Raw genomic sequence first — 26,395 nt, 5'->3', positions numbered from 1 at the left:
CCCGCCTTGTGTTCTATATACGAACACAAGGTCATATATCGAACAAAACAGCCTCGATAATAGGCGGGGGCGCGAAAGCATGTCAAGCACGGCCGCAGCCGTGCCAAGCGACACCAGGGAATACGCGGAGGGGGTGACCTTCAGCGAACTTCGATTCCTTCATCGGCGATGTAGCCGCGAATCACGTCCGCGAAACTGCGCTCGGCCGCGAGCCCGAGCCGTTCGGCGCGCGACGTATCCCACGCGCCGGGCCAGCTCCCGACGATCTTCTCGATGCGCTCGTCGGGCTGCCGCACAATGCGGTTCGCGACCGCCTCGCCCGCGACCTCGCGTAGTGCCGCGATCATCTCGTCGACGCTGACCGACAAGCCCGGCAGGTTCAGCACGCGTTGCTTGCCAAGCGCGGCGCCATCGAGTTCGAGGCCGGCGATAAGACCCTCGATCGCCTTGCGCGGCGACAGCAACCACAGCCGCGTCGAACCGGCGACCGGACACACGGCCTCCTCGCCATTGAGCGGCTCGCGGACGATGCCGCTCGCGAACGACGACGCCGCCGCATTCGGCCGCCCCGCCCGCACGCTGATGGTCGGCAGCCGCAGCACGCGGCCGTCGACGAAACCGCGCCGCGAATAATCGTTGAGCAGCAGCTCCGCGATCGCCTTCTGCGCGCCGTACGACGACTGTGGATTGAGCGCGGTGTCGTCCTGCACGACCGCAGGCAGATCGCCACCGTAGACCGCGACCGAACTGGTGAACACGACGCGCGGTTGGTGCCCGCGCTGCCGGCAGATTTCGAGCAGCAGCCGCGACGCATCGAGATTGATGCGCATGCCGAGATCGAAGTCCGCCTCGGCCTGGCCGCTGACGATCGCAGCGAGATGAAAGATCACCGAGGTTTGATCGTCGATCACGCGTTCGAGCACACTGCGCTCCGCGATATCGCCGACTTCGGTGCGCACGCGCGCATCGCCGAAATCGTGTGCGCGCACGACGTCGAGCAACACGAGCCCGGTAATCGCTTGCGGTGCGCCGTGCGCATCTTTCAGTGCGCCGCGCGCGAGCAGCTCGCGCGCGAGACGCTGGCCGAGAAAACCGGCACCGCCGGTGATCAGTACTTTCATGGTTACGAGTGCGTCAGTGGTTGTCGGAAAGAGTCAACGCCCCGCATCGAGATAAGGCTTCAGCCAGCCAAGCCCCGCCGAGGTTCCCGCGCGCGGCCGGTATTCGCAGCCGATGTAGCCGTCGTAGCCGAGCGCATCGATCAGATCGAACAGGTACGGGTAGTTCAGCTCACCGATGTCGGGCTCGTGCCGCTCGGGCACACCCGCAACCTGGATGTGACCGATGCCGGCCATATCGCGTTTGAGCTTCATCGCGAGATCGCCCTCGACGATCTGGCAGTGATAGCAATCGAACTGCACCTTCAGATTCGGCGCGCCGACTTCGGCGCAGATCGCTTGCGCGTCGTCCTGTCGATTGAGGAAATAGCCGGGCATGTCGCGCGTATTGATCGGCTCGATGACGACCGTGATCTGTTCGGCTTGCGCGGCCCGCGCGGCATAGGCGAGGTTGTTCAGGTACACGTCGCGTTGTGTTTTGCGCTGCGTTTCACCCGCTTGATCGCCGGCGATCAACCCCGCCATCACATGCAGCTTGCGATTGCCGAGCACGCGCGCGTACCCGAGTGCCGTGTCGATGCCGCGGCGGAACTCGTCCTCACGGCCCGGCAACGACGCAAGGCCGCGCTCGCCGCCGCTCCAGTCGCCGGGTGGCGCATTGAACAGCGCCTGCGTGAGGCCATGCGCGTCGAGCCGCGCCTTCAGCTCGCCCGGGCGGAACTCGTAGGGAAACAGGAATTCGACCGCGTTGAAGCCGTCGCGCGCGGCGGCGGCGAAGCGATCGAGGAACGCGTGCTCGTTGTACATCATCGACAGATTGGCGGCGAAGCGAGGCATGGCGGCAACTCCTTCAAGACAGTGCGATACGGTGCGCGGCGTTCATCGGCAATGCGCGCTGCTACCAGCGCGCGCCGAACACGGCACGGAGTTCTTCGATCGCGGCGGCGTCGAGCGGCGCGGGCCGCGGATTCGTCATCAGCCACAGGCGCGCGGTCTCCTCGAGTTCTTCGAGCGCATACGACGCGTGCGCGACCGAGCGCTCCCACACTACCGGCCCCAGACGTTCGAGCAACACCGCGCGCACTCGATCGGCCAGCGCGGCGATCTGCGCGGCCACTCGGGGATCACCCGGGCGTTCGTAGCGAATCAGCGGTACGTGGCCCACTTTCATCACGTAGTACGGTGTGATCGGCGGCAACACGTCCGCTTCGCTCCATACGCCCGCGAGCGTCAACGCGACCAGATGCGTCGAATGGGTATGGACGATGCCGCGCGCCTCGCCGTTGCGCGCATAGATACCGCGATGCAGCGCCAGCGTTTTCGACGGCTTGCCGCCCGACACCGCGTGGCCGTTTGCATCGACCTTCGCGATGTCGGCGGGATCGAGGCGGCCGAGGCACGCGTCGGTCGGGGTGATCAGCCAGCCGTCGTCGAGCCGCGCGCTGATGTTGCCGGCGCTGCCGACCGTATAGCCGCGCTGATACAGGCTCGCGCCGACCGCGCAGATTTCCTCGCGAACGCGCGCTTCGGCGCAGGTGTGAAGTGCCGGTGCGTCGCTCATTGCGCGGCTCCGTCGAGATGGCGCAGGGCCTTGTCGAAGAAGTCCGTGGTGCCGAAATTGCCGGATTTCAGCGCGAGTGCGAGCGGCTCGGCGCCGGTCGTCGCCGTGGCCGGCACACCCGGATCGATCTGCGCGCCGATGCGCAGCATGCGCACGTCGAGCGCCTGCACGACGGCGCCCGAAGTCTCGCCGCCCGCGACGACGAACTTGCGCACTCCCCGTTCGCGCAGACCGCGCGCAATCGCCGCCAACGTCTTTTCGACCAGATGCCCGGCCTCGTTGACGCCGAGTTCGCGCTGCACGGCCTGCACTTCGTCGGGCGATGCGGTCGCATAGACCAGCACCGGTTCCGCGTGCACGAAGCGCTGTTGTGCGAACGCTAGCGCCTCGCCGACGACGTCCTCGCCGCGCGCCGCCGCGAGCGGATCGATGCGGAACGCGGGCCGTGTCGCGCACCAGGCGGCGACCTGCGCGTTGGTCGCCGTCGACGCACTGCCCGCGAGCACCGCCGACAAACCTTCTATCCGCGGCAATTGCGCGGCATGGGTTTGCTCGCCGAGCAGACCCGCGCGCCGGAAGTTGGCGGGCAAACCAAGCGCGACGCCGGAGCCGCCGGTGATCAGCGCGAGATCCGCGCAGGCCGCGCCGAGCGTGTGCAGATCGGCGTCGGACACCGCATCGGCAATCGCGATGCGTACGCCGTCGACGCGCAACGCGGCGAATGCGGCACGCACGGCCGCATCGCCTTGCGCGAGCTGGTCGTAACGCACGAGGCCGACCTTCGATTGCGTTTGCCGCCGCAGCACGCGCACGAGGTTCGCGTCGCGCATCGGCGTCAGCGGATGGTTTTCCATGCCCGACTCGTTGAGCAGCGCATCGCCGACGAACAGATGACCGCGAAAAATCGTGCGGCCGTTCTCGGGAAACGCGGGACACGCGATCGTGAACGACGCGCGCTCAGCGAACTCGGCGGACAGCGCATTCAGCAACGCATCGGTCACTGGGCCGATGTTGCCCGCATCGGTCGAATCGAAGGTCGAGCAGTACTTGAAGAAGAATTGCCGGCACCCTTGCGCGCGCAGCCAGGCGAGCGCGGCCAGCGATTGCGCGACCGCGTCGGCGGCCGGGATCGTGCGCGACTTCAGCGCGACGACGAGCGCGTCGGCGCCAAGGGCTGCGTTGGAGGTGGGCACGCCGATCGTCTGCACCGTGCGCATGCCACCGCGCACGAGCATGTTGGCGACATCGGTGGCGCCGGTGAAGTCGTCGGCGATGCAGCCGAGCAGCGCGGGTTTCGTTTGAGCCGTCATGACCTCTCCCTCGCCTATTGCTCCGTCGGCAATTCGATGGCTGGGAAAATCTTCACGACCGCCGAGTCGTCTTCGCCACCGTGGCCCGCCGTCGACGCCATCATGAACATCTGATGCGCTGCCGCCGACAGCGGCAGCGGAAACTTCGTGCGACGCGCCGTATCGAGCACGAGGCCGAGGTCCTTGACGAAAATATCGACCGCCGACAGCGGCGTGTAGTCGCCCGCGAGAATATGCGGCACGCGGTTCTCGAACATCCACGAATTGCCCGCGCTGTGCGTGATCACGTCGTACAGCGCGTCCGGGTCGACACCTTCGCGCAGGCCGAGCGCCATTGCCTCGGCGGCCACCGCGATATGCACGCCGGCCAGCAGCTGATTGATGATCTTCACCTTCGAGCCTGCGCCATGCGTGGCGCCGAGCCGATACACGTTGCCGGCGATCGCGGCGAGCACGTCTTCGCACGCGGCATAAGCGGCCGCGGGACCGGACGTCATTATCGTCATCTCGCCCGACGCCGCGCGCGCCGCGCCGCCCGAGATCGGCGCATCGAGCATCTGCAGACCGGCCGCCTCGACGCGCTTGCCGAGATCGCTCGCGAACTCCGGCGCGACCGTGGCACTCGCGATCACGACGGCGCCCGGCTTCATGGCCGCGAGCGCGCCGTGCTCACCGAACAGCACGGCCTCGGTTTGCGCCGCATTCACGACCAGCGTGATCACGACCTCGCACTGCGCGCCGAGCTCCGCGGGCGTCGCACAGCCGATGCCCCCTTCATCGACGAACGCCTGCAGCGCGTCGCGCCGCAAGTCGCACGCGTGGACCCTGAAGCCCCCGCGCAACAGCGAGCGCGCGACGCCGAGTCCCATGGCCCCCAAACCAATGACACCGACATTTCTCGACATGCATGACCTCTATGGATGGGTGCCGCATTCGTGAGTTCGCGCGCGTCGGAATCACCGCGCGCCTTCAGCGCGTCAGACGATGCCCGCCTCGGCAAGCCGCCGCGCCGCGTTGTACAGATGCGTCTGCGCGGCATTGCGCGCCGCCATCGGATCGCCGGCGCGAATCGCCGCGGCGATCGCCGCGTGCTCCTCGCGCACCTGCCGCGAGAAGTCCTCGCGCAGCGCCTCATTGCGGCGCGTGACGACCGTGCCCGCTTCAAGATACTGATTGAGGAACGTCAGCGTCTTCAGGAAATACGGATTGCCCGTAGCCGCCGCGATCGCGCGATGAAACGCGACGTCTTCGGCGACGCCGTCTTCGCCATTGCCGACCGCGCGCTCGATGCGCGCGAGCGCGGCGTCGATCGCGGCCATGTCGGCATCGCTGCGGCGCATCGCGGCTTCCGACGCGACCTCCGCCTCGATCGCGCGACGCAGCGCGAGGATCTGCACGACCGAGCCCGGCTCCACGGCTTGCGCGTAGTCGATTCGCAGCGGGCGGATCGCGCCGTGCCCGGCGACGAACACGCCACTGCCCTGGCGCGGCTCGACCACCCCCTCGTTCTTCAGTCGCGACAGCGCCTCGCGAATCACCGTGCGGCTTACGCCGAACTGTTGTGCGAGCACGGCTTCGGTCGGCAGCCTGGCGCCGCGCGCGAAGGTGCCCTTGTCGATCTGCTTCAGCAGTTGCTGCGCGACTGTGTCGCTCAAAGCGCGCGCGGGAATCTTGTCGAACATGGCGGATCGGTTGGACAGGGTGTCGCGAACTAGTCAGGTTATCGGGTCATCATACAAATTTGGAGTGGGAATCGCATTCACGCAAACCCTGGGCTTTTTGCACAAATCGGCGTTATTTGGCGAAATAGAAGGCTTAAGCTATCGTCTCGCCTTTGCGCCGCAACGCAAAACGCGGCGCCGCATCGAAACGAACGCGCGTCGCGCGTCCTTCGCGCGCACTCTTCCGAACCCACGATCAAGGTCCATGAGCAAAGCCCTGCCGCCGTCTTCCGTCGCGCCCGCCAACGCCGAACCGGCCCCGGAGAAACCGGGCGACTCGTACGTGCAGTCGTTCGCGCGCGGCCTCGCGGTCATCCGCGCGTTCGACGCGACGCGGCCCGAACAGACGCTCACCGACGTCGCCGCGGCGACTGGCCTCACGCGCGCCGGCGCGCGCCGGATCCTGCTGACGCTGCAAACACTCGGCTATGTGGAAGCCGAGGGACGCCTGTTCCGGCTGACGCCGAAGATTCTCGACCTCGGCTTCGCGTATCTGACCTCGATGCCGTTCTGGAATCTCGCCGAACCGGTAATGGAAAGCCTGTCGGCGCAGGTGCACGAAAGCTGCTCCGCGGCCGTGCTCGATCGCACCGAGATCGTCTACGTGCTGCGCGTGCCGACTCACAAGATCATGACGATCAACCTGTCGATCGGCAGCCGCCTGCCCGCGTACTGCACGTCGATGGGCCGCGTGCTGCTTGCCTCGCTCGACGACGAGACGCTCGACGCGACGCTGAACTCGACGCCGCTCTACGCGCACACGCCGCGCACCGTCACCGACAAGCAAGAGTTGAAGACGCTGATCGAGCAGGTGCGTCGCCAGGGGTGGGCGATCGTCGATCAGGAGCTCGAAGGCGGCTTGATTTCGCTGTCCGCGCCGATTCGCAATCGCCAGGGCCGCGTGATCGCCGCGATGAACATCAGCGGCAACGCACAGCGCAATTCGGCCAAACAGATGGTGAAGGCGTTCCTGGAACCGCTGCAGCGCGCCGCGCAGACAGTCTCGGAGATGGTCGCGCGGCGCGGCTAATGAACGCTTCGTGGCTCTGGCCGCGCGGTGACGAGCAGCCGGGCGCGCACGCCTCGTGCGCGCCGCGTCGTTTGCATCAAGCGCTCACTGCGCGAGATAGCGCTCCACCAACCGTGCCCAGAACGCCGCGCCGATCGGCAGACTGCGGTCGTTGAAGTCGTAGTGCGGGTTGTGCACCATGCAGCCGTCCTCGCCGACGCCATTGCCGATGCGCAGGAACGTGCCCGGCCGCTTCTGCAGCATGAATGCGAAGTCCTCGCTACCCATCAGGATGTCGGTCTGCTCGACCACCTTGTCGTCGCCCACCAGTTCGCGCGCGACCTGCACCGCGAAATCCGTTTCGGCATCCGTATTGATGACGACCGGATAGCCTTCGATGTACTCGACGTGCGCTTTGCCGCCATAGCTCGCGGCCTGCGACTCGGCCAACTCAGTGATGCGCTTCTTCAGCAACGCGCGCACCTCGGGGCTGAACGAGCGCACGCTGAGTTCGAGCCGCGCGCTGCTGGAAATCACGTTGTTCGCGGTGCCCGCGTGCATCGAGCCGACCGTCACCACGGCGGGCTGCGACGGATCGACGTTGCGCGCGACGATCGTTTGCAGCGCCATCACGATGCTCGCGGCGACCACGACCGGATCGACGGTCAGATGCGGACGCGCCGCATGGCCGCCGACGCCTTCGATCGTGATGATCGCCTTGTCGCCCGCCGACATGAACGGTCCCTTGCGGAACAGCAACACGCCCGGCTCGGCTCCCGGATGGTTGTGCAGGCCGAACACGGCGTCGCACGGGAAGCGCTCGAACAGGCCGTCGTCGATCATCTTCAGCGCACCGCTGTCGATGCCGCTTTCCTCGGCCGGCTGGAAATACAAATGCACGCTGCCCGAGAATTTGCGCGTGGCCGCGAGACGTTGCGCGGCGCCGAGCAGGATCGTGGTGTGGCCGTCGTGGCCGCACGCGTGCATCTTGCCGTGGGTGCCGCTCGCGTACGGCAGGCCGGTCTGTTCGATGATCGGCAACGCGTCCATGTCCGCGCGAATGCCGATGCTGCGCTTGCCGTCACCCTCTTTCAGCGTGCCGACCACGCCGGTCTTGCCGACCCCGCGCGTGACCTGCCAGCCCCACTGTTCGAGTTTTTCCGCGACGAGCGCCGCGGTCTGCACTTCCTCGTACGCGAGTTCCGGATGGTGGTGAATGTGATGGCGAATCTCGCGCAGGCTCGCGGCGGCGGGTTCCAGATCGGACACTTCGGTCAAACGCGGGGTCTCGTTCATAGTTTGTATGGCTCCAGTGAGTAGCCTCGCACTATAGCCACGCTGTTTTGTTCGAATAAGATGCTATTTTTTTCACCCTGATTAACAAGCCTTATATACGGGGTTACCCTTATGAAGCTGCAGCAGTTGCAGGCCTTCGTCGCCGCCGCGCATCACCGCAGTCTGCGCGCCGCCGCGCGTGAGCTTGGCGTCACGCAGCCGGCCGTCACGCATACGATTCGCGAGCTGGAAAGCGCGCTCAACGCCGAGCTGATGGTACGCAGCGTGCGCGGCATCGAGCTGACCGCGTGCGGGCTCGCGCTGTTGCCGCGCGCCGAGCAGTTGCTCGGCGACATGCGCCGCACGGTCGAGGCCGTCGAGCAGGTCAAGGGCGAACTGGCCGGCAAGGTCAGCGTCGGCACGATGCCATCGCTCGCGCTGACGGTACTGCCGCATGCGGTGTCGAGCTTTCGCGAGCGGATGCCGCTCGTGAGTCTGCATCTGGAGGAAGTGACGGTGCCCGACGCGCTCGCGCGTCTGCGCAACGGCGCGCTCGATCTCGCGGCGATCCATCACGTTCTGGCATTGGATAACGATCTGGTGCAGGTGCCGCTGTACTCGACGCAGTTCGTCGTCACGATGCGCGCTGGCCATCCGCTCGCGAACGTCACGCGTCTGTCCGAGCTGCTCGACGCCGAGTGGATCGTCACGGTCGGCGCCGATCACTTCCCGCACAGCGTGATGATGGCGATGTTCAGCGCGCACGGCTTGCCGGTACCGAAGCGCTTGCTGCGCGCGCCGTCGTCGTTTGCAGTCACGCTCGGGCTCGTGTCGCAGACCGACGTGATCAGTTGCTTCACGCGGCCGCTTGCGCAGAGGGTCGCGCCGCTCGGCATTCGCGTCGCACAGATCGAAGACGCGCTGCCGAACTACGATCTGAGCATCATCTCGCGACGCGATCTGCTGCCGACGCCGGCCGTGCAGCAGTTCGTCGCATGTTTGCGGCAGGTGACGCGGGAGCGGATGGGAGCCGTGCAGTAAGGCCGCGTGCTTGCGCTACGCGCTCACCTGCTCCTTGAGCACCGTGATCAATGCGTGCCCCGCTTCTTCGAGCGCGCCGGAGTTGTCGATCGTCGTGCAGCGCACGCCGGCCGGCAACGCAAACGGCGCGCGCCGCGCGAGCCGCGCCGCGACCTGCTCCGACGATTCGCGCGCCCGCGCGCCGAGCCGTGCTTCGAGAATATGCGGCGCGGCGCTCACGTGCACCACTTCCGCGCGTGGATAGCGCGCGAGCGCATGCTGCAGGTACTGCCGCGAGCCGTTGACGACCACCGTGCAGCCGCGCGCGAGCCACGCATCGAGTTCGATGCCGATGCCATAGCGCAGCGAATGGCTCGACCATTCGAGCGCGAACAGGCCAAGCACCGAGCGCGCGGCGAACTCCTCGACGCTTAGTGCAACATGCACCTCGCCATTGCCGCTCGGCCGCGTGATGTAACGATGCGCGAATACGAGCGGCTCCCCGGCGAGCCGCATGCGCGCGAACTGCAGCAGCGAATCCTTGCCCGCGCCCGACGGCCCCATCACGTAGATCAAACGCCCGGTCATTGGCTGCTCACCTCGTCTTGCTGCTCGTCAGTGCGATCGCCAGGTTGCGCGCCGTGGCGGAACGGCAGCGGCTGCCAAAGCACGAACGGCTCGCCCGGCGCCGGCTCGACGAACAGCGCGGCCTGATCCACAGCGAGCGGCCCGAGCGCGGGCGCGCGCTCCCGCCACCATGCGAGCAGCATCGCGCGCTCGTCGGCATCGGCGAGCGAACTGGACAACGTCATGTGAAAACGGAACTCGTCGAACACGTACGGATAGCCCCATTGCAACAGCAACGCACGTTGGCGTTCGCTGAGCGGCGCGGCGAGCCGTCGCTCGAGATCGGCCGCCGACGGCCGCGCGCACAGCCTGTCGAGCGACTGCAGCGCGTTCGACGCGAGCTCGCCAATGCGCGTCTCGCCATCTGCATCGGCCGGTCGCAACGCGACGAAGTCGCCCAGCGTGGCCGCTTCTACCGGCAACGTGAACGGCCGCTGCGCGAGCGCCCAGGCTCGCGCGGCCGCGAGCAGGTCGGGCTGCGTGACGCCGGCGCCGAGCCGGAACGGAGCGACCAGCGTGCCATGCCAGCCATAGCGGCGCGGCGCGGCGGTCAACGCGGCGAGCGGGCGCGTCAGGCCTGGCGGCTGCGGCTGCGCGCGGCGCTCGCCGCTTCGCGCATCGCGGCCGAGCCATGTCGAGCCGGCCTGCCACCACGCCGATTCAACCGACGGCGCGTAGTACAGCGCAAAGCGCGCTTCGGCACTCCATGCGGGGCCGCTCACAGGTCATGCTCCACGAGCAGTTGCACGCGATCGGCCGCGAAATGCGTGAAGCCGTATTTGACCGGCGTGCCCTGCAGATCGACGTCGACGTTCTCGACCCACAGCACCGGCTGCTGACGGTTGATGTTGAGCCGCCGCGCGACTTCCGGCTCGGGCAGCACGCTGCCGATGCGGCTCCACTTGCGCAGATAATCGTCCACGCCGAATTCGGCCAGCGCTTTCGTCGTGCCGCCGAGGCGTTGCACGACCTCCGGCAAATCCGGAAAACGCGCGGCCGGATACCAGCTGCGCGCGTACGTGAGCGGTACGCCGTCCGACTCGTTCAGCGATTCGATGCGATAGACCGCCGCGCCCGCGCGCAGACCCAACGCCTTCGCGACACTGGGCTCGGCCTTCACGCGCGCGGCCGACAGCATCGTGCCCGCGGGCGAGTGGTGTTGTTGACGCAGGTTTTCGGTGAAACGCGTACGGCGGCCGATCGAATAGTCGATCGCGCCGGGCTGCACGAACGTGCCACGCCCCTGCTCGACGCTGACGAGGCCGAGCGCGGCGAGGCCGAGCATCGCGCGGCGCACCGTGTGACGGTTGACGTCGAAGCGCTTCGCCAGCTCACCCTCGCTCGGCAGCCGCCCTTCTTCGCCGAACCCGCTTGCCGTGATCTCTGCGGCGAGAATCTGTTCGATCTGTCTCCAGACGGCCACGCCCGCGCCGCGTTCGAGCGTCGTGGCCGGCGCCGCGCTGTCGTTCGATGTCATGGTGCTGTCATTCCCTTCGGTTCAAATGATCGCCATGACGTGCATTGTAGTGCGCGAGCCGTGATGAAAATATGAACGTCCGCCGCGCGCAACAGTCCAGACAACTATGCTTATAAACGTCTAGACGTTTAGATGAATAGATGCTTCAATGCCCACTCGCTGGATCGACAGGAAATCCGATGAGCCCGAGTTCCGTTCCGCCCCGACCATCCTCCTCGCCATTGCCGGCCGTGTCTTCGGCGGCGCGGCGCGCCTGGATGGCCGTGCTGGCGCGCACGCCGCGCGCCGACCTCGAAGCCGCGCTGCAGCGCGCGCTGCAAGGCCGCCCCACCCCCGCCTACGACTGGCTGCGCCCCCCTGAAATCGGCCTCGCGATGGTGCGCGGGCGCATCGGCGGCAGCGGCGATCCGTTCAATCTCGGCGAAGCCACGGTTACGCGCGCCACGCTGCGTCTGCATGCCAGCGGCGACGCCGAAGCCACCGTCGGCGTCGCCTGCCATCTGGGACGCGACCGCCGTCGCGCCGAGCTTGCCGCGCTCGCCGATGCCTTGCTGCAGATGCCCGAGCATCACGACAGCCTGCATCGTCAATTGATCGAGCCATTCGCCGCGCAACAGCAGGCCCGGGGCGCGCAACAGCAACAGGACGTCGCGGCGACGCGCGTCGAATTCTTCACGATGGTGCGAGGCGACTGATGGAACGTTCACCGATTGCGTTGTCCACGCTGACGCCGGGTTTCGCGGACCCGGTCCACGATACCCAGGCCGTGTTTCGCACGCTGCTCGACGCGTTGTCGCGGCCCGGCACGATCGGCGTGATCCGCGACGTGCTGCCCGAGTTGCGCAATACGCCGGTCGAACCCGCCGCGTTTGCCGCACTGCTGACGCTCTGCGACTACGCGACGCCGGTGTGGCTCGCGCAGCCTGATCCCGCGCTCGCGTCGGCGTTGCGTTTTCATACCGGCGCGCCGCTCGTCGATGCGCCCGGCAACGCCGCGTTCGTGTATGTGCACGATGCCGACGCGTTGCCGTCGCTCGAAAGCTTCGCGCCCGGCAGTGCCGAGTCACCGGAACAATCGGCCACGTTGCTGATCCGCGTCGACGCGCTGACGGGCGGCGCAGCGGTCACGCTGAGCGGCCCCGGCATTCTGGATGCCGAAACGATTTCGCCGGTCGGTCTTCCCGCGCGGTTCTGGCAAGAACGCGCAATGCTCGCGCCGCTGTTTCCGTGCGGCATCGACTGTTATCTGGTTTGCGGCCCGCGCGTGATCGGCCTGCCGCGCACAACCGAAGCGAAGGTGAACTGATGTACGTTGCCGTCAAAGGTGGAGAACGCGCGATCGAAGCGTCGTGGCGCCTGCTCGACAAAGCGCGCCGCGGCGATACGCGAATCGCCGAACTGAGCGTCGCGCAGATTCGCGAGCAGTTGCGGCTCGCGGTCGCACGCGTGATGACCGAAGGCTCGGTCTACGACGAGGAGCTTGCGGCGCTCGCCATCAAGCAGGCGGCCGGCGATCTGGTCGAGGCGATTTTCCTGCTGCGCGCGTATCGCACCACGTTGCCGCGCTTCGGCTATACGCGCGCCATCGATACCGAAACGATGCAGGTCGAGCGGCGCATCTCGGCGACCTTCAAGGACCTGCCCGGCGGCCAGCTGCTCGGCGCGACCTATGACTACACGCAGCGTCTGCTCGATTTCGCGTTGCTGGCCGATGGTGAGGACGCGCAGCAAGACGTGACGCGGGGCAGCGGGCCGGTTCCGCAAGAGCCGCCCGAGGCGGAATCGATGCCGCGCGTCGTGTCGCTGCTCGACAAGGAAGGCCTGATCGAACAGGAGCGGCCGACTCCCGACGGCGCGGAACCCGGCGACCTGTCGCGTGAACCGCTCGCGTTTCCGGCGAGCCGCGCGACGCGTCTGCAAAATCTCGCGCGTGGCGACGAAGGCTTTCTGCTCGCGATGGGCTATGCGACGCAACGCGGCTACGCGCACTCGCATCCGTTCGCGGGCGAGATCCGCTTCGGCACGATCGCGGTCGAGATGGACCTCGACGAACTCGGCGAAGCGGTCGACATCGGCGATATCGACATCACCGAATGCCAGATGATCAACCAGTTCGCGGGCAGCGGCACGGTGCCGCCCACCTTCACGCAGGGCTACGGCCTCGCGTTCGGCCACTCGGAACGCAAGGCGATGGCGATGGCGCTCGTCGATCGCGCGTTGCGTGCCGAAGAACTCGGCGAGACGCTCGCGTCACCGACGCAGGACATCGAGTTCATGCTGTCGCATAGCGACAACGTCGAGGCGTCGGGCTTCGTGCAGCACCTGAAGCTGCCGCATTACGTCGACTTCCAGGCGGAGCTGGAACTGGTGCGGCGTTTGCGCGCGCAGCATCACAGCAACGATGAAACAAGCCGCGCCACCGACAAGGAGCAGGCAGCATGAACGCGCCCGACACCGCTGTTGCCAATACCTCACGCGACACCGCCGCGCACGGCTACAACTTCGCGTATCTCGACGAGCAGACCAAGCGCATGCTGCGCCGCGCGCTGCTGAAGGCAGTCGCCGTGCCGGGCTACCAGGTGCCGTTCGCGTCGCGCGAAATGCCGCTGCCGTATGGCTGGGGCACCGGCGGCATCCAGGTGACGGCCGCGATCATCGGCAAGACGGACACGCTGAAGGTCATCGATCAGGGTTCCGACGAAACCACCAACGCCGTCAACATCCGCCGCTTCTTCGCGCGCACCACGGGGGTGGCGACCACGCGGCACACGAGCGAAGCGACGATCATCCAGACGCGGCACCGGATTCCCGAAACGCCGCTGACCGAGCGGCAGATCCTCGTCTATCAGGTGCCGATGCCCGAGCCGCTGTACCGGCTCGAACCGCGCGTCGCCGAATGCAAGAAGCTGCATGCGCTCGCCGATTACGGGCTGATCAGCGTGAAGCTGTACGAGGACATCGTGCATCACGGCAGCATCGCGACCACGTACGACTACCCGGTGATCGTCAATCATCGCTATCTGAGCTCGCCGTCGCCGATCCCGAAGTTCGACAATCCGAAGATGCATATGAACGCCGCGCTGCAACTGTTCGGCGCGGGCCGCGAGCGCCGCATTCACGCGATTCCGCCCTATACGCCGGTGCGCAGCCTCGACTTCGACGATCATCCGTTCGAAGTGCAGAAGTGGCAGCACGCGTGTGCGCTGTGCGGATCGAAGGAGAGCTTTCTCGACGAGATGATCGTCGACGATGCGGGCACGCGCATGTTCGTTTGCTCGGACAGCGACTACTGTCACGGGCGGCGCGGCGATGGCGATAGCGACGCCGACGGCGCTATCGAAGCGCAAGCGCCGCTGCCCCACGGCACGCGCGAAGGAGAATCCGCATGACGCCGCTTCTGAGCGCACGCGCGCTCACCAAACAATATGGCGGCCGTAACGGTTGCCGCAACGTGAGTTTCGATCTGTATCCGGGCGAAGTGCTGTGCATCGTCGGTGAATCGGGTTCGGGCAAGACCACGCTGCTCAACACGCTGGCGCTGAAGACCGAGGCCGATAGCGGCTCGCTGCACTACACCGCGTCGCATGGCGACTCGCTCGATCTGCGCGCGCTGTCCGAGCCGCGCCGCCGTCTGCTGACGCGCACCGAGTGGGGCTTCGTGCAGCAGAATCCGCGCGACGGCCTGCGCAGTGGCGTATCGGCCGGCGCCAATATCGGCGAGCCGTTGATGGCGGTCGGCGCGCGCCACTACGGCGAAATTCGCCGCACAGCCACGCAATGGATGGAGCGCGTCGAACTCGACCCCACTCGCATCGACGAATTCCCCGCCGCGTTCTCGGGCGGTATGCAGCAACGTCTGCAGATCGCGCGCAATCTCGTCACCGGTCCGCGTCTGGTGTTCATGGACGAACCGACCGCCGGTCTCGACGTGTCCGTGCAGGCGCGTCTGCTCGATTTGCTGCGCACGCTGAGCTCGACGCTGCATCTGTCGGTGCTGATCGTCACGCACGATATCGGCGTCGCGCGTCTACTCGCGCATCGGCTGATGGTGATGCAAGGGGGCGAAGTCGTCGAGGCGGGTCTGACCGATCAGGTGCTCGACGATCCGCAGCACCCGTATACGCAAACGCTGGTTTCCTCGGTTCTGCCGGTTTGAGGCTCACGATGCAATCCACTGAGGTAGTCACTGAGGTAGTCAATGAAGCAGGCAGCGATGCACGCCACGGCGAGCGCGCTTTCGCCGACAACGCGGCGCTGATGCTGCGCGCCATCGGCATCGGCAAGACTTTCACGCTGCACGGCCAGGGCGGTGTGCGGATCGACGCGCTCGCGAACGTGTCGCTCGAGGTCGAGCGCGGTGAATGCGTGGTGCTGGTTGGGCCATCGGGTGCGGGCAAGAGCACGCTGCTGCGCTGTCTGTACGGCAACTATCTGGCGAGCAGCGGCTCGATTGCGATCCGCGACACCAGCGATCACGGTCGGCCCATTGCAATCACCGGTGCCGAAGCGCGTGACGTGCTGCGGCTGCGCCGTCGCGTGGTCGGCTATGTGAGCCAGTTTTTGCGCGTGATCCCGCGCGTGCCGACGCTTGCGCTCGTCGCCGAGCCGCTGGTCTTGCACGGCGTCGCCGAACCTGAAGCAAACGCGCGCGCCGCTGAATTGCTCGCGCGGCTCAACGTGCCGGAACGTCTGTGGTCGCTCGCGCCCGCGACGTTTTCGGGCGGCGAGCAGCAACGCGTGAACATCGCGCGAGGTTTGATCGCCGAACATCCGCTGCTGCTGCTCGACGAACCGACCGCTTCGCTCGATGCGGAAAACCGCGACGTTGTGGCCGATCTGATCGTCGAGGCGCGCGAGCGCGGCGCGGCGATCGTTGGTATCTTTCACGACGAAGAGACCCGCAACAAGGTCGCGACGCGCCGCCTGGAACTGCGGCCGCCGCTGCGGCACTAAATTGACACCAGTCCCGACTGACTACGGAGCAAGTCGATGTTGATCAGTAACGCTCGCATCGTGACGCGAGACGAAGAATTCATTGGCACCGTGCGCGTGGAAGACGGCGTGATTCGCGACGTCGAACGCGGCGCGGGTTTGGCGCGCGACGCCGAAGACTGGGACGGCGATTATCTGCTGCCCGGTCTGATCGAACTGCATACGGACAACCTCGAGAAGCACCTCGTGCCGCGTCCCGGCGTCGAATGGAATACCGACGCGGCCTTCGTGATTCACGACGCGCAGGTCGCCGCAGCCGGCATCACGACGGTATTCGACGCGCTCGCCATCGGCTCGCGCTCGAGCGTGGGGCTGCGTAACCGCGATGTGCAAACGCAATGCGCCGATTCGCTGCTGCGGCTGTCCACGCGTCGACTACTGCGCGCCGAGCACTTTCTGCATCTGCGCTGCGAGATCGCGACCGCCGACGTGCTCGAGGTATTCGATTCGCTGTGCGCGCATCCGCTGCTGCGGCTCGCGTCGGTGATGGACCATACGCCGGGCCAGCGCCAATGGCACGACCGCGAGCAATGGCGCCGCTTCCAGGAGCGCAACGGCAAGATGAGCGACGAGCGTGTCGCGAGCACGCTCGCCGAACTCGCGGTCGAACAGGAGCGTTACGCGGACGAGCACCGCCGCGAGATCGTCGCGCGTTGCCGGCGGCTCGGCATTCCGGTCGCGAGCCACGACGACACGCTGATCGAGCACGTCGAACAGGCGAAGGCCGAGGGCATCGTGCTCGCCGAATTCCCGACCACGCGGATCGCCGCGCAAGCCGCGCGCGAGCATGGCATCGCGACGATCATGGGCGCGCCGAACATCGTGCGCGGTGGCTCGCATTCGGGCAACGTGTCGGCGCTGGAACTCGCGCGCGCGGACCTGCTCGACATCCTGTCGTCGGATTACGTGCCGTCGAGCTTGCTGACCGCGGTGTTCGATCTCGTCGAAAAAGCGGGCTGGTCGCTGCCGCGCGCGATGGCAACGGTCTCGGCCGAGCCGGCGCGCACCGCCGGTCTCACGGACCGCGGCGCGATCGAGCCCGGCCTGCGCGCGGATCTCGTGCGCGTGACGATGCTCGACAAGCTGCCGGTGCCGCGCGCGACTTATCGCGCAGGGGGGCGGATCGTTTGAGTGGGCTGGTTGAGCGCGCCTGACGCTCGATCACGCGCTGCTACAGTTGCAGCAAGAAGGCACTCGCGGCGCGATCGCGGCGTGGCAATAGAAAACCCTCAGCGGCGCGGGTAAAACCGCGTCACGCGGTGGGCTCCGCCTCGCGCCCCTCGGTCGCATCGCGCGCGGCGTGCGCCTGGGCGAGCTGGGCCTGGGCAGCCCTCGCCTGCCCAGCCTGTTCGTCGAGCCGCATGGCGAGCAGATCCTGATAGCGCAGATACGCGCAACGGCCACCCGATTTCGCCGCATACATCGCGGCATCGGCGTTCAGCAGCAGTTCCTCGGCATTGCCGCTGTCGTGCGGGAACTCGCTGATGCCGATGCTCGCGCCGACCGTCATGCTATTGCCGTCGACGGTCAGCGTTTCGTTCAGCGCGTCCATGATGCGCTCGGCGATTTCTGGCGTGACCTCGGCCGCGCGCTGCCCTTCGATCAGCACGATGAATTCGTCGCCGCCGAGCCGCGCGACCACGTCCCCGGCATACAGCACGTCCTTCAGACGGCGTGCGACCGCGACCAGCACCTTGTCGCCGACCGAGTGACCGAACTGATCGTTGATCTGCTTGAAGCGGTCGAGGTCGACGAACAGCACGGCGAGGCCTTCGCGGCGGAAGCTTGCCTCCTCGATCGCGTTCTCGAGCTTCTGCATGAACAGCATGCGGTTCGGCAAGCCGGTCAGCACGTCGTGCGAGGCCAGATGCACGAGCTCGCTCTGCTTGCTGTGCAGCGTATCCATCTGCGCGCGGATTTCGCAACGCAAACGCTCGAAGCAGCGCGCGAGCACGCCGATTTCGTCGGTGCGTTTAAGCGGCAAGGTGTGCATCGCGTGGTCGGCGAACAGGTGCGTCGCCGCATACGCGAGCAGATGCAGCGGCTTGGTCAGCGCTCGCGCGAACAGGATCGCCAGCAGTACCGACAATGCGCTGAACACCAGCACCATGCGAATGATCCGCGTGCCGAGCTGATTGGCGCCGGTCAGCACGTCCTCGAGCGGCTTCGCGAGACCGAGCACGATGAAGCGGTTGCCCTCGGAACCGCCGAACGGCCGCCGCACGAACGCGAGCACACGGCCGGCCGCCTCGCCGGGTCTGGCGAGACCGTTGATGAGCACCTCGCTTTGGCGTTGCTCGAACAGCTGCTTCGTGGCCGGGAAGCTGTCCTGCATCAGCACGCGACGGCCGCGGTCGAAACCGAAGGTTTTCGACGCGTCGGGATGGATCAGGAAGTCGCCCCACTCGTTCGCCAGATAGACCTGATAGTCGCTCGGCAGATCGCTCTGCAAACGCCGCAGCATGCCGGCCAGATCGACATCGATTACGACGACGCCGACCACCGTGCCGCGCGCATCCGCGATCGGCGTGCCGAGACGCAGCGTCGGCTTGCCTTGCGCCGCATGCGTGCCGGATTCGTGATTGACCGAAATCGGCGACGTGTAGATGCGGCCCGGCGAAAACGCGAGCGTTTCGAATACGTAGGGAAACTGAGCTTTTTCCTGCAAATCGTCACCCTCTACGCGCACGAGGCCATCGCTGTCGCGATCGAATCGGATCAGTTCGAGACCGTGATGCTGCCGCGTGATCAGCCGCACCTGCAGATACTCCGGGTGGTGCAGCATGAAGCTCGAATACACCTGCGCGAGCCGCTCGCGGCCGAGGTTCGGGCCGATACCGTCGTCGGTCTGCGCGACGCTCACCGACGACGGCATCGTCGCGAGCACGAGCGCATCCGCTGCGACGTCGTCGATCGATACCGCGATGCGCTGGCCGAGCAGCTCCGTCGACGTCTGCAGGCTGTGCTCCGCTTCGTTGACCAGCATCGTGCGATTCGCGCGATACGCGTAATAGCCGGTCGCGCCCGACGCCAGCACGCCGATGCACGCGAGCAGCACGGATAGCTTGAAGGTCAGGCCGCGATGCAGCATCAGAAGCGCTCCGAACGGTCGCCCGACACGATGCGCGTCCACAGTTGCTCGCGGCGCTCGATATCTTCCACCGGACTGATCCAGACGATGTGCGCGTTGGCGCTGCCTTCGGCCGGCTCGGTCAGCGTGTTCGCGAGCCCCTGGCGCTGTGTCAGCAACGCGCTCACGCTCGGCTCGAGCATGTAGTTGATCCACTCGAGCGCGAGCGGCTGGTCGCTCGCCGCGCGCGTCATCGACCAGCAATCGAGCCACGCGAGCGCGCCTTCGTCCGGAATCACGTAGCCGACGTCGGCGCCCGCACTCCGCAGCAACTGCACCTGCTGCGTGCCGTAGTTGCCGAACATCAACGCGACCTTGTGCTGGATGAAGAATGCGGTCGCCTCTTCGGGCAGCGTGTAGTAGGTCAGCAGGTTGCGGCGCAGATCGACGAGCTTGTGCGCGATCGTGCGCATCTGCGCGGGGTCGAGTTGAAACGGATGCGGATAGCCGAGCGCAAGCGCGGTGAACGAGAAGTTGTGCTGCGCGCTATTGAAGTCGAGCACCTTGCCACGATAGCGCGGGTTCCACAGTTCGAGCATCGAATGCGGCGCAACCGGAATCTGCTTGCGATCGTAGATGAGTCCCATCGACGAATACGTGAACGGAATCGCGTATACCTTGCCCGCCGAGGTCAGGCCGTCGATCGAGCCGAGCGCCTGGAAACGCGGCAACTGCTTCTTCGTATTCGGCAGACTCGCGAGATCGAGCGGCGCCAGCAGATTCGCCTGCGTATAGCGGCGGATTTCAGCGGTGTTGGCGGCGAGTACGTCGAACGGCGGCGCGCCCTTGCTGTGCATCTGCGCCCACAGCGCCTCATCGGAATCGACGAGCGTGACCTCGACCTTCGCGCCGTAGCGCGCTTCGAACGCCTTCACGACGTCCGGGTCCGCATAGCCGGGCCATGCGAGAACGTGCAGCACTTTCTCGGCGGCCGCTGCGGGCGTCGCCGCGCCGAAACCCGCGCACAGCAATGCGCCTATCAGAACGCGCGACACGCGGGGTAAAACCCCGGAAAAAACGTCGCACGAAAATCCGGATGAGCCAATCGATGCAAATCCCGATGTAACGCTCGACAAAAAACCGTCAAAAAACCGGCGCTGCAATAATGCCGCGCGAGCCCGCACGCCGGCGCTCGCGATTCGTCGCTTGAAAGTCTGTTTACAACAGCCTGTTTGATCCGCCGTGAACAACATCGTGTGCATGCATAACACCGTTGAGCAGAAAGGCCATGTGAGCGAGCGCAAACGCGCGGAATTTGAATCTTGACGGCCGTCCGACGACCTGCGCCCGAGCGATCCCCGCCTGCGCGGGCGGCCGGCGTCCAGCGCAGGGAGCATCGATGATAGCGCCAAAGCCTTTGTTTTTTGCACCGGTTCGAAACGGCGGCGCAAAAATATCGATGCTGGTAATAACGTGTAGGGCAATAGCCTCGAGGCCGTTCTTAATTAACGGCAAATTCAGTCGCGAGCTTTAACGATCCGTCCACGTTTCAAACTCGCGTTTCAAACCGGTTTTCGGTGAACTTGCGAGAAAACCGGCGTAAATCCCGGTCGATTACGCTCGCCGGCCCTTCGTATTACCGCTCGTGCATTGCATCCGCGTTACGCAAACCCTACCAACGGTGTACGATCCGGTCACACCGGCTGGGGCGCAAGCGTTGCTCTAGAGGGGCCTCCTCCCGCGCCATCCGGTGTTTTACTAGCTTCCCAATATTTTTGAACTGATAAGCTTGGCGCGCGTTGCAGGCCACCCCGGCTTGCATCCTGACCAGAAGCCCGTTTGCGAGACGCGCCGGGCGTCCCAAGGCGGCACAACCGCCGAGGGCGTAATTGAACTACACGAGGAGTTAAAACAGTGAAAAAACTGCTAGCGGCTTTGACGGTTGCTCTACTTGCCACCGTCTCGATTGGCGCACACGCTAAAGATTGGTCGACGATCCGTTTTGGTGTTGATGCCAGCTATCCCCCGTTCGAGTCGAAAGGCGCGGACGGCAAGCTCGTTGGCTTCGATATCGACCTCGGCAACGAAATCTGCAAGCGCGTCGGTGCGAAGTGCGTGTGGGTGGAAAACGACTTCGACGGCATGATCCCGGCACTGAAGGCGAAGAAGTTCGACGGCGTGCTGTCGTCGATGTCGATGACGCCGCAACGCGCCGAACAGATCGCTTTCTCGTCGAAGCTGTTCAATACGCCGACGCGCCTCGTCGCGAAGCAGGGCTCGGGCATCCTGCCGACCGCTGAATCGCTGAAGGGCAAGACGGTGGGCGTCGAACAGGGCACCATCCAGGAAACCTACGCGAAGACCTACTGGGAACCGGCGGGCGCGAAAGTCGTGCCGTATCAGAACCAGGACCAGGTCTACGCCGACCTGATCTCGGGCCGTCTGGACGCAGCGCTGCAAGACGCGGTGCAGGCTGACCAGGGCTTCCTGAAGACGCCGCGCGGCAAGGGCTTCGCGTTCGTCGGCAAGGATCTCGACGATCCGAAGATCCTCGGCAATGGCGCCGGCATCGGCATGCGCAAGGAAGACACCGATCTGAAGGTGAAGGTCGACAAGGCGATCGCCGACATGATCAAGGACGGCACCTACAAGAAGATCGAGAAGAAGTACTTCGACTTCGACGTGTACGGCAGCTAAATCGCCCACGCGCGCCGTACGGCGCGCCGGCAGCTTGTCCGAAACGGGCTCCGCGACGCGGAGCCCGTTTTGTTTTTGCGGCTCCACATCTAGCCGCATCAAGCCACATCGTGTGGCATATCGGCTAAGATCGTGCGAGACGCGGCTTCCCTGAGACAGGTTGCCGCAGTCCGCGCATGCGGACCACGCGCGCTGCCGGCGCGCGTCTTTCCCCTTGCAATCAACCACCTAGCGCGGCTGCTCCGAACGGGCCGCGAAGCCAAAACCATGCAAACCCAGACCCATCCGCTGATTGCCCCGTCGCTTGGCACCGCCCGTGCACTGACGAGTTTCCACTACGGTCCCGGCGGCGGCCAGAAAATCTATATCCAGTCGTCGCTGCATGCGGACGAACTGCCCGGGATGCTGGTGTCGTGGTCGCTGCGCCGCAAGCTGGCCACGCTCGAAGCCGCGGGCAAGCTGCGTGGCGAAGTCGTGGTCGTGCCGGTGCCGAATCCGATCGGCCTTAATCAGCATCTGCTCGGCCAGATGCTCGGCCGCTTCGAAACCGGCAGCGCGCAGAACTTCAACCGCAACTTCTACGACCTCGCGGAACTCGTGCAGCCGTTCATCGAATCGCGTCTGACCAGCGACATCGACGCGAACCGCGCCGCCATCCGCGCGGCGATGCGTGAAGCGCTCGACGCGCAGCAGCCGACCACCGAACTCGGCTCGCAACGCCTCGCGCTGCAAAAGCTCTCGTACGACGCCGACGTCGTGCTCGATCTGCATTGCGACTGGGAAGCCGCGATGCACCTGTACACCAATCCGGACCTGTGGCCCGAAGTCGAACCGCTCGCGCGCTACCTGGACGCGAAGGCGTCGCTGCTCGCGCTGAACTCGGTCGGCAATCCGTTCGACGAGATCCACAGCTTCTGCTGGTCGGATCTGCGCGGCCGTTTCGGCGAGCGCTTCCCGATCCCGAACGGCGGCATCTCGGTCACGATCGAGCTGCGCGGCCAGCGCGATGTGTCGCACGAACTCGCGGAAAAAGACGCGCAGGCGATCATCGAGTATCTGACCTTGCGCGGCGTGGTCGACGGCGAGCCGGCGCCGATGCCGCCGCTCGAATTCGCCGCGACGCCGCTCGCGGGCGCCGAGCCGCTCGTCGCGCCGATCAGCGGCGTGCTCGTCTATCGCTGCGAGGTCGGCACGTGGGTGGACGTGGGCCAGCAAATCGCGGACATCGTCGATCCGTTGACGGACCGCGTCGTCACGATCAAAAACACCGTGGCCGGCGTGCTGTACGCGCGGCATCTGGCGCGTTTCGCGACGGCCGGCCTCGAATTCGCGCGCATCGCCGGCCAGACGCCGTTCCGCAGCGGCTCGTTGCTGAGCAACTGACGCCAGAGCCGCTGCGACCGTCGCTGCTGTCGCGGCCGGCCATGTAACTGAATTTTCACGCACCAGCTGAAATAACCGATCGCCCGCCGCCAGGCGGGCGATTCGCTGCCACGCGTCCAGCCTCGCTCCAGGTTCGACCGACCCGCCCCGCCACCGATACACCTGCCTCCGGTGCACACGCAAAGTGTCGCGCCGACACGACACCGTGAAAAGAATTTTTCAGTGTCACATACCTTACTCTGCGTTCCCTTAAATTGCCGGCCATCGCACGACGATGCCACAGAGCAGCGCGTCGCGATCGCCAAAATTTGCTAACTCGGAGAAGTATGTTGAACAAGAAAATCCTGACCGCCGCTACGTTTGCCGTCTTCGCCTCCGCCGCTCACGCACAAAGCAGCGTCACGCTGTACGGCCTGATCGATGCCGGTATCAGCTACGTGAACAACTCGAAAACGGCCACCGGCCACAGCAGCCTGACCAAGTACGACGACGGCGTCGCGAACGGCAGCCGCTGGGGCCTGCGTGGCACGGAAGACCTCGGTAATGGCCTGAAGGCGCTGTTCGTGTTGGAAAACGGCTTCAACAGCGGAAACGGCACCGCCGGCCAGGGCGGCGCGATGTTCGGCCGCCAGGCGTACGTCGGCGTGTCGCAGAACAACGTCGGCTCGCTGACGTTCGGTCGCCAGTACTCGTTCTCGACCGACTACCTCGGCTCCAACTACGCCACCGGCGGCCAGACCGTCGCGGGCAACTACGCTTACCACATCAACGACGTCGACCAGCTCACGTCGAGCCGTATCAACAACTCGGTCAAGTTCAGCAGCGCGAACTTCTCCGGCCTGACCTTCGGCGCGATGTACGGCTTCTCGAACACGGCAGGCGGCTTTGCCGGCACGCCGGGTACGGGCACGTCCACTGCCCCGGTGGCAGGTTCGTCGCGCGCTTACAGCTTCGGCGCGAACTACGCGAACGGCCCGTTCGGTATCGGCGCGGCGTACACGGACATCCGTTATCCGGGCCAGGCATCGCCGGCCTTCTCGACTTCGCTGGCTAACGTCAGCTTCCCGACGATCGGCAACGGCCAGATCCAGGATCTGCGCACGGTCGGCGTTGGCGGCCGCTATGCATTCGGCCCGGCGACGCTGTGGGCCCTGTACACCAACACGCGCCTCGCACCGATCTCGGGTGGGTCGACCACGTTCGCCGCCTACGAAGCAGGCGCGAAGTACGCGGTCACGCCGGCTATCACGGCAGGCGCGGGCTACACGTACATGCACCTGAGCGGCGCGAACGTCGGTCACTGGAACCAGGTGGACCTGAGCGGCGACTACGCGCTGTCGAAGCGCACGGACGTGTACGTGCTGGGCATCTATCAGATCGCGTCGGGCCGCAACGGCACGCAGGATCTGCAGGCACAGATCGGTTCGAGCTCGAGCTACTTCAGCACGTCGGGCGTCGGCGCCGACAATCAGCTGGCGTTCCGTCTCGGTCTGCGTCACAAGTTCTAAGCAGACGGTTCGCGGTGGGGAACATCTGTGTTCCCTGCCTGATCGAATCGATGGAAAGCGCCCTACGGGGCGCTTTTTCTTTTGCGGCGCGAAATCAGTCGAGCAACGCCGGATCGAACGCGAGGCCTTCGAGACTGCATGCGATATCGAATAGCTGGGTCAGCTCGATTCCGCTTTGCCGTTTCGGCAACGATATCTGCCAAATATTGTAATTGTCTATAAATATCGTCCACCCCAACATCGGGTCACACGCTTCGATCTCGCGCCCGCGCCGCTCACGCGACACTGCCGGCGCGCCTCCCAATGCCGCCAGAGGATTTCGTCATGAGCATGGACTCCGTCACCGCCGCCGACGCGCTCGCGCGGCACACTTCGCGCTCGAGCGTATCGCGGCTGATTCTCGCGACCTCGATCGGCAACGCACTGGAGTTCTACGATCTGGTCGTGTACGGCTACTTCGCGGCCGTGCTGTCGCGCACGTTTTTTCCGGTGCACGACCGCACCGTATCGCTGCTGCTCACCCTCGGCACCTTCGCGCTGTCGTATCTCGCGCGACCGATCGGCGCGCTCGCGCTCGGCTCGTTCAGCGACCGCAAAGGCCGCAAGGCATCGTTGACGCTATCGATTGCGATGATGACGCTCGGCACCAGCATGATCGCGTTGATGCCGTCGTATGCGGCGATCGGCGTGCTCGCGCCGATTGGCGTATTTGCGTCGCGGCTGTTGCAGGGATTCTCGGCGGGCGGCGAGTTCGGCAGTTCGACCGCGTTTCTGATCGAACATGCGCCGGAGCGCAAAGGCTTCATGGCGAGCTGGCAGTTCTCGAGCCAGGGCGCGAGCACGGTGCTGGCGTCGCTGTTCGGCGCGGTGTTGACGAGCACGCTGACGACCGCGCAACTCGAAGGCTGGGGCTGGCGCATTCCGTTCCTGTTCGGCATGCTGATCGGTCCGGTCGGGCTTTACATTCGCCGCCGCATCGACGAAACGCCGGAGTTCGAGCGCGCGGAAAAATCCGCCGCGCCGGTGCGAGAACTGCTCGCGACGCAAAAGGAACGGGTGCTCGTGTCGATCGGCGTGCTCGTGCTGACCACCACGGCCAACTACATGCTGCTCTACATGCCGACCTACGCGGCGCGGCAGCTCGGACTCGCACCGTCGTCGGGCTTCATCGCGACGCTCGCGGCCGGTCTGATCATGATGATGCTCACGCCGGTCGTCGGTCATCTGTCCGACAAGGTGGGCCGCGTGCGCATCATGCTCGGCGCCGGCGTGCTGTTCTTCGCGACCGTGTATCCCGCCTTCGTGCTGATGAACGCGCGCCCGTCGCTCGGCTCGTTGCTTGCCGCGGTCACGTGGGTCGCGTTGCTGAAGGCGACCTACTTCGCGCCGATTCCGGCCTTGATGTCCGAGCTGTTCCCGACCCGCACGCGCACGACCGGCATGGCGTTCGGCTACAACATCGGCACCACCGTGTTCGGCGGCTTCACGCCGCTCGCCGTTGCCGCGCTGATCGCGGCGACCGGCAATAATCTCGCGCCCGGACTCTATCTGATGCTCGCGGCCGTGCTCAGCCTTTTCACCGTGATGTGGGCACGCGTGCGACTGCACGCACGCTGAGTCTCTGCCT

Annotated in this window: 25 protein-coding genes; 13 read left to right on the top strand and 12 right to left on the bottom strand. The window is 65.7% G+C overall.

Annotated features, from left to right (window positions below; all coding sequences use genetic code 11):
• Window positions 1-140: 140 nt before the first annotated feature.
• From denD to OKW40_RS34930, 6 genes are all read right to left on the bottom strand, one after another.
• The gene (gene denD / locus OKW40_RS34955) at window positions 141-1,121 is read right to left on the bottom strand and encodes a D-erythronate dehydrogenase (RefSeq protein WP_429493611.1); all 981 of its coding nucleotides are present in this window, start codon (window positions 1,119-1,121) and stop codon (window positions 141-143) included.
• Window positions 1,122-1,154: 33 nt separating this feature from the next.
• The gene (gene otnI / locus OKW40_RS34950; RefSeq protein ID WP_429493610.1) at window positions 1,155-1,955 is read right to left on the bottom strand and encodes a 2-oxo-tetronate isomerase; all 801 of its coding nucleotides are present in this window, start codon (window positions 1,953-1,955) and stop codon (window positions 1,155-1,157) included.
• A gap of 61 nt (window positions 1,956-2,016) precedes the next feature.
• Window positions 2,017-2,679, bottom strand: coding sequence for an aldolase (locus OKW40_RS34945; protein ID WP_429403475.1), 663 nt, complete (start codon window positions 2,677-2,679; stop codon window positions 2,017-2,019).
• The gene (gene otnK, locus OKW40_RS34940; protein WP_429493609.1) at window positions 2,676-3,989 is read right to left on the bottom strand and encodes a 3-oxo-tetronate kinase; all 1,314 of its coding nucleotides are present in this window, start codon (window positions 3,987-3,989) and stop codon (window positions 2,676-2,678) included. Before otnK ends, OKW40_RS34945 begins: the two co-directional genes overlap by 4 nt.
• 14 nt (window positions 3,990-4,003) lie before the next feature.
• On the bottom strand, window positions 4,004-4,894 hold the full coding sequence (gene ltnD, locus OKW40_RS34935; protein WP_429493608.1) for an L-threonate dehydrogenase: 891 nt from the start codon (window positions 4,892-4,894) through the stop codon (window positions 4,004-4,006).
• Window positions 4,895-4,966: 72 nt separating this feature from the next.
• A complete protein-coding gene (locus tag OKW40_RS34930; protein WP_429354144.1) occupies window positions 4,967-5,671 on the bottom strand; it encodes a FadR/GntR family transcriptional regulator in 705 nt (234 codons plus the stop codon).
• A gap of 244 nt (window positions 5,672-5,915) precedes the next feature.
• Between OKW40_RS34930 and OKW40_RS34925 the strand changes: the two genes are divergently transcribed.
• Complete coding sequence (locus OKW40_RS34925) at window positions 5,916-6,740, top strand: IclR family transcriptional regulator (protein WP_429403478.1); 825 nt, start codon at window positions 5,916-5,918, stop codon at window positions 6,738-6,740.
• Between the two features lie 84 nt (window positions 6,741-6,824).
• On the opposite strand, the gene OKW40_RS34920 is transcribed toward OKW40_RS34925, so the two are convergent.
• Window positions 6,825-8,015, bottom strand: coding sequence for a M20 aminoacylase family protein (locus OKW40_RS34920; RefSeq protein WP_429493607.1), 1,191 nt, complete (start codon window positions 8,013-8,015; stop codon window positions 6,825-6,827).
• 111 nt (window positions 8,016-8,126) lie between these two features.
• Here OKW40_RS34920 and OKW40_RS34915 point away from each other — a divergent pair, with 111 nt between their 5' ends.
• Complete coding sequence (locus OKW40_RS34915) at window positions 8,127-9,035, top strand: LysR family transcriptional regulator (RefSeq protein ID WP_184039306.1); 909 nt, start codon at window positions 8,127-8,129, stop codon at window positions 9,033-9,035.
• Between the two features lie 15 nt (window positions 9,036-9,050).
• On the opposite strand, the gene phnN is transcribed toward OKW40_RS34915, so the two are convergent.
• From phnN to phnF, 3 genes are read right to left on the bottom strand one after another with little or no spacing between them, the layout of a single operon-like run.
• Window positions 9,051-9,602, bottom strand: coding sequence for a phosphonate metabolism protein/1,5-bisphosphokinase (PRPP-forming) PhnN (phnN, locus tag OKW40_RS34910; protein WP_090809526.1), 552 nt, complete (start codon window positions 9,600-9,602; stop codon window positions 9,051-9,053).
• The gene (locus tag OKW40_RS34905) at window positions 9,599-10,363 is read right to left on the bottom strand and encodes a DUF1045 domain-containing protein (RefSeq protein ID WP_429493606.1); all 765 of its coding nucleotides are present in this window, start codon (window positions 10,361-10,363) and stop codon (window positions 9,599-9,601) included. The genes phnN and OKW40_RS34905 overlap by 4 nt, the downstream gene beginning before the upstream one ends.
• Window positions 10,360-11,118: a phosphonate metabolism transcriptional regulator PhnF gene (phnF, locus tag OKW40_RS34900; protein ID WP_090809521.1), complete on the bottom strand. Its 759-nt coding sequence runs from the start codon at window positions 11,116-11,118 to the stop codon at window positions 10,360-10,362. Before phnF ends, OKW40_RS34905 begins: the two co-directional genes overlap by 4 nt.
• 179 nt (window positions 11,119-11,297) lie before the next feature.
• On the opposite strand from phnF, the gene phnG reads away from it, so the two are divergent.
• Genes phnG through OKW40_RS34865 form a run of 7 tightly spaced genes read left to right on the top strand, consistent with a single transcriptional unit; the run spans window position 11,298 to window position 17,241 of the window.
• Window positions 11,298-11,813 carry a phosphonate C-P lyase system protein PhnG gene (gene phnG, locus OKW40_RS34895; RefSeq protein ID WP_187613756.1) on the top strand — a complete coding sequence of 172 codons (516 nt, stop codon included), beginning with the start codon at window positions 11,298-11,300 and terminating at the stop codon, window positions 11,811-11,813.
• The gene (phnH, locus tag OKW40_RS34890) at window positions 11,813-12,424 is read left to right on the top strand and encodes a phosphonate C-P lyase system protein PhnH (RefSeq protein WP_184060655.1); all 612 of its coding nucleotides are present in this window, start codon (window positions 11,813-11,815) and stop codon (window positions 12,422-12,424) included. Before phnG ends, phnH begins: the two co-directional genes overlap by 1 nt.
• On the top strand, window positions 12,424-13,560 hold the full coding sequence (locus OKW40_RS34885) for a carbon-phosphorus lyase complex subunit PhnI (RefSeq protein WP_090809515.1): 1,137 nt from the start codon (window positions 12,424-12,426) through the stop codon (window positions 13,558-13,560). The genes phnH and OKW40_RS34885 overlap by 1 nt, the downstream gene beginning before the upstream one ends.
• Window positions 13,557-14,507 (top strand): alpha-D-ribose 1-methylphosphonate 5-phosphate C-P-lyase PhnJ, encoded by a 951-nt coding sequence (locus tag OKW40_RS34880; RefSeq protein ID WP_429493604.1) that lies wholly within the window; start codon window positions 13,557-13,559, stop codon window positions 14,505-14,507. The genes OKW40_RS34885 and OKW40_RS34880 overlap by 4 nt, the downstream gene beginning before the upstream one ends.
• Complete coding sequence (gene phnK, locus OKW40_RS34875; protein ID WP_184039285.1) at window positions 14,504-15,274, top strand: phosphonate C-P lyase system protein PhnK; 771 nt, start codon at window positions 14,504-14,506, stop codon at window positions 15,272-15,274. The genes OKW40_RS34880 and phnK overlap by 4 nt, the downstream gene beginning before the upstream one ends.
• An 8-nt stretch (window positions 15,275-15,282) precedes the next feature.
• Complete coding sequence (gene phnL, locus OKW40_RS34870; RefSeq protein ID WP_429493602.1) at window positions 15,283-16,071, top strand: phosphonate C-P lyase system protein PhnL; 789 nt, start codon at window positions 15,283-15,285, stop codon at window positions 16,069-16,071.
• 36 nt (window positions 16,072-16,107) lie between these two features.
• Entirely contained in the window at window positions 16,108-17,241 is a 1,134-nt protein-coding gene (locus tag OKW40_RS34865; RefSeq protein ID WP_429493601.1) for an alpha-D-ribose 1-methylphosphonate 5-triphosphate diphosphatase, read from the top strand.
• A 121-nt stretch (window positions 17,242-17,362) separates the two neighbouring features.
• On the opposite strand, the gene OKW40_RS34860 is transcribed toward OKW40_RS34865, so the two are convergent.
• Both OKW40_RS34860 and OKW40_RS34855 read right to left on the bottom strand, forming a co-directional pair.
• A complete protein-coding gene (locus OKW40_RS34860; RefSeq protein ID WP_187613752.1) occupies window positions 17,363-19,201 on the bottom strand; it encodes a diguanylate cyclase domain-containing protein in 1,839 nt (612 codons plus the stop codon).
• Window positions 19,201-20,442, bottom strand: coding sequence for an extracellular solute-binding protein (locus tag OKW40_RS34855; RefSeq protein WP_429493600.1), 1,242 nt, complete (start codon window positions 20,440-20,442; stop codon window positions 19,201-19,203). Before OKW40_RS34855 ends, OKW40_RS34860 begins: the two co-directional genes overlap by 1 nt.
• Before the next feature lie 652 nt (window positions 20,443-21,094).
• On the opposite strand from OKW40_RS34855, the gene OKW40_RS34850 reads away from it, so the two are divergent.
• From OKW40_RS34850 to OKW40_RS34835, 4 genes are all read left to right on the top strand, one after another.
• Window positions 21,095-21,877 (top strand): ABC transporter substrate-binding protein, encoded by a 783-nt coding sequence (locus OKW40_RS34850; protein ID WP_184049411.1) that lies wholly within the window; start codon window positions 21,095-21,097, stop codon window positions 21,875-21,877.
• Between the two features lie 267 nt (window positions 21,878-22,144).
• Window positions 22,145-23,260, top strand: a complete 1,116-nt coding sequence (locus tag OKW40_RS34845) for a succinylglutamate desuccinylase/aspartoacylase family protein (RefSeq protein ID WP_429493599.1) — start codon at window positions 22,145-22,147, stop codon at window positions 23,258-23,260.
• A gap of 329 nt (window positions 23,261-23,589) precedes the next feature.
• Entirely contained in the window at window positions 23,590-24,768 is a 1,179-nt protein-coding gene (locus OKW40_RS34840; protein WP_429493990.1) for a porin, read from the top strand.
• Window positions 24,769-25,092: 324 nt separating this feature from the next.
• Complete coding sequence (locus OKW40_RS34835; protein ID WP_429493598.1) at window positions 25,093-26,385, top strand: MFS transporter; 1,293 nt, start codon at window positions 25,093-25,095, stop codon at window positions 26,383-26,385.
• Window positions 26,386-26,395: the final 10 nt, after the last annotated feature.

This window comes from Paraburkholderia sp. RAU6.4a, assembly GCF_050435625.1.
Lineage (GTDB): Bacteria > Pseudomonadota > Gammaproteobacteria > Burkholderiales > Burkholderiaceae > Paraburkholderia > Paraburkholderia tuberum.
This window is presented reverse-complemented; position numbering and strand designations above follow the sequence as displayed.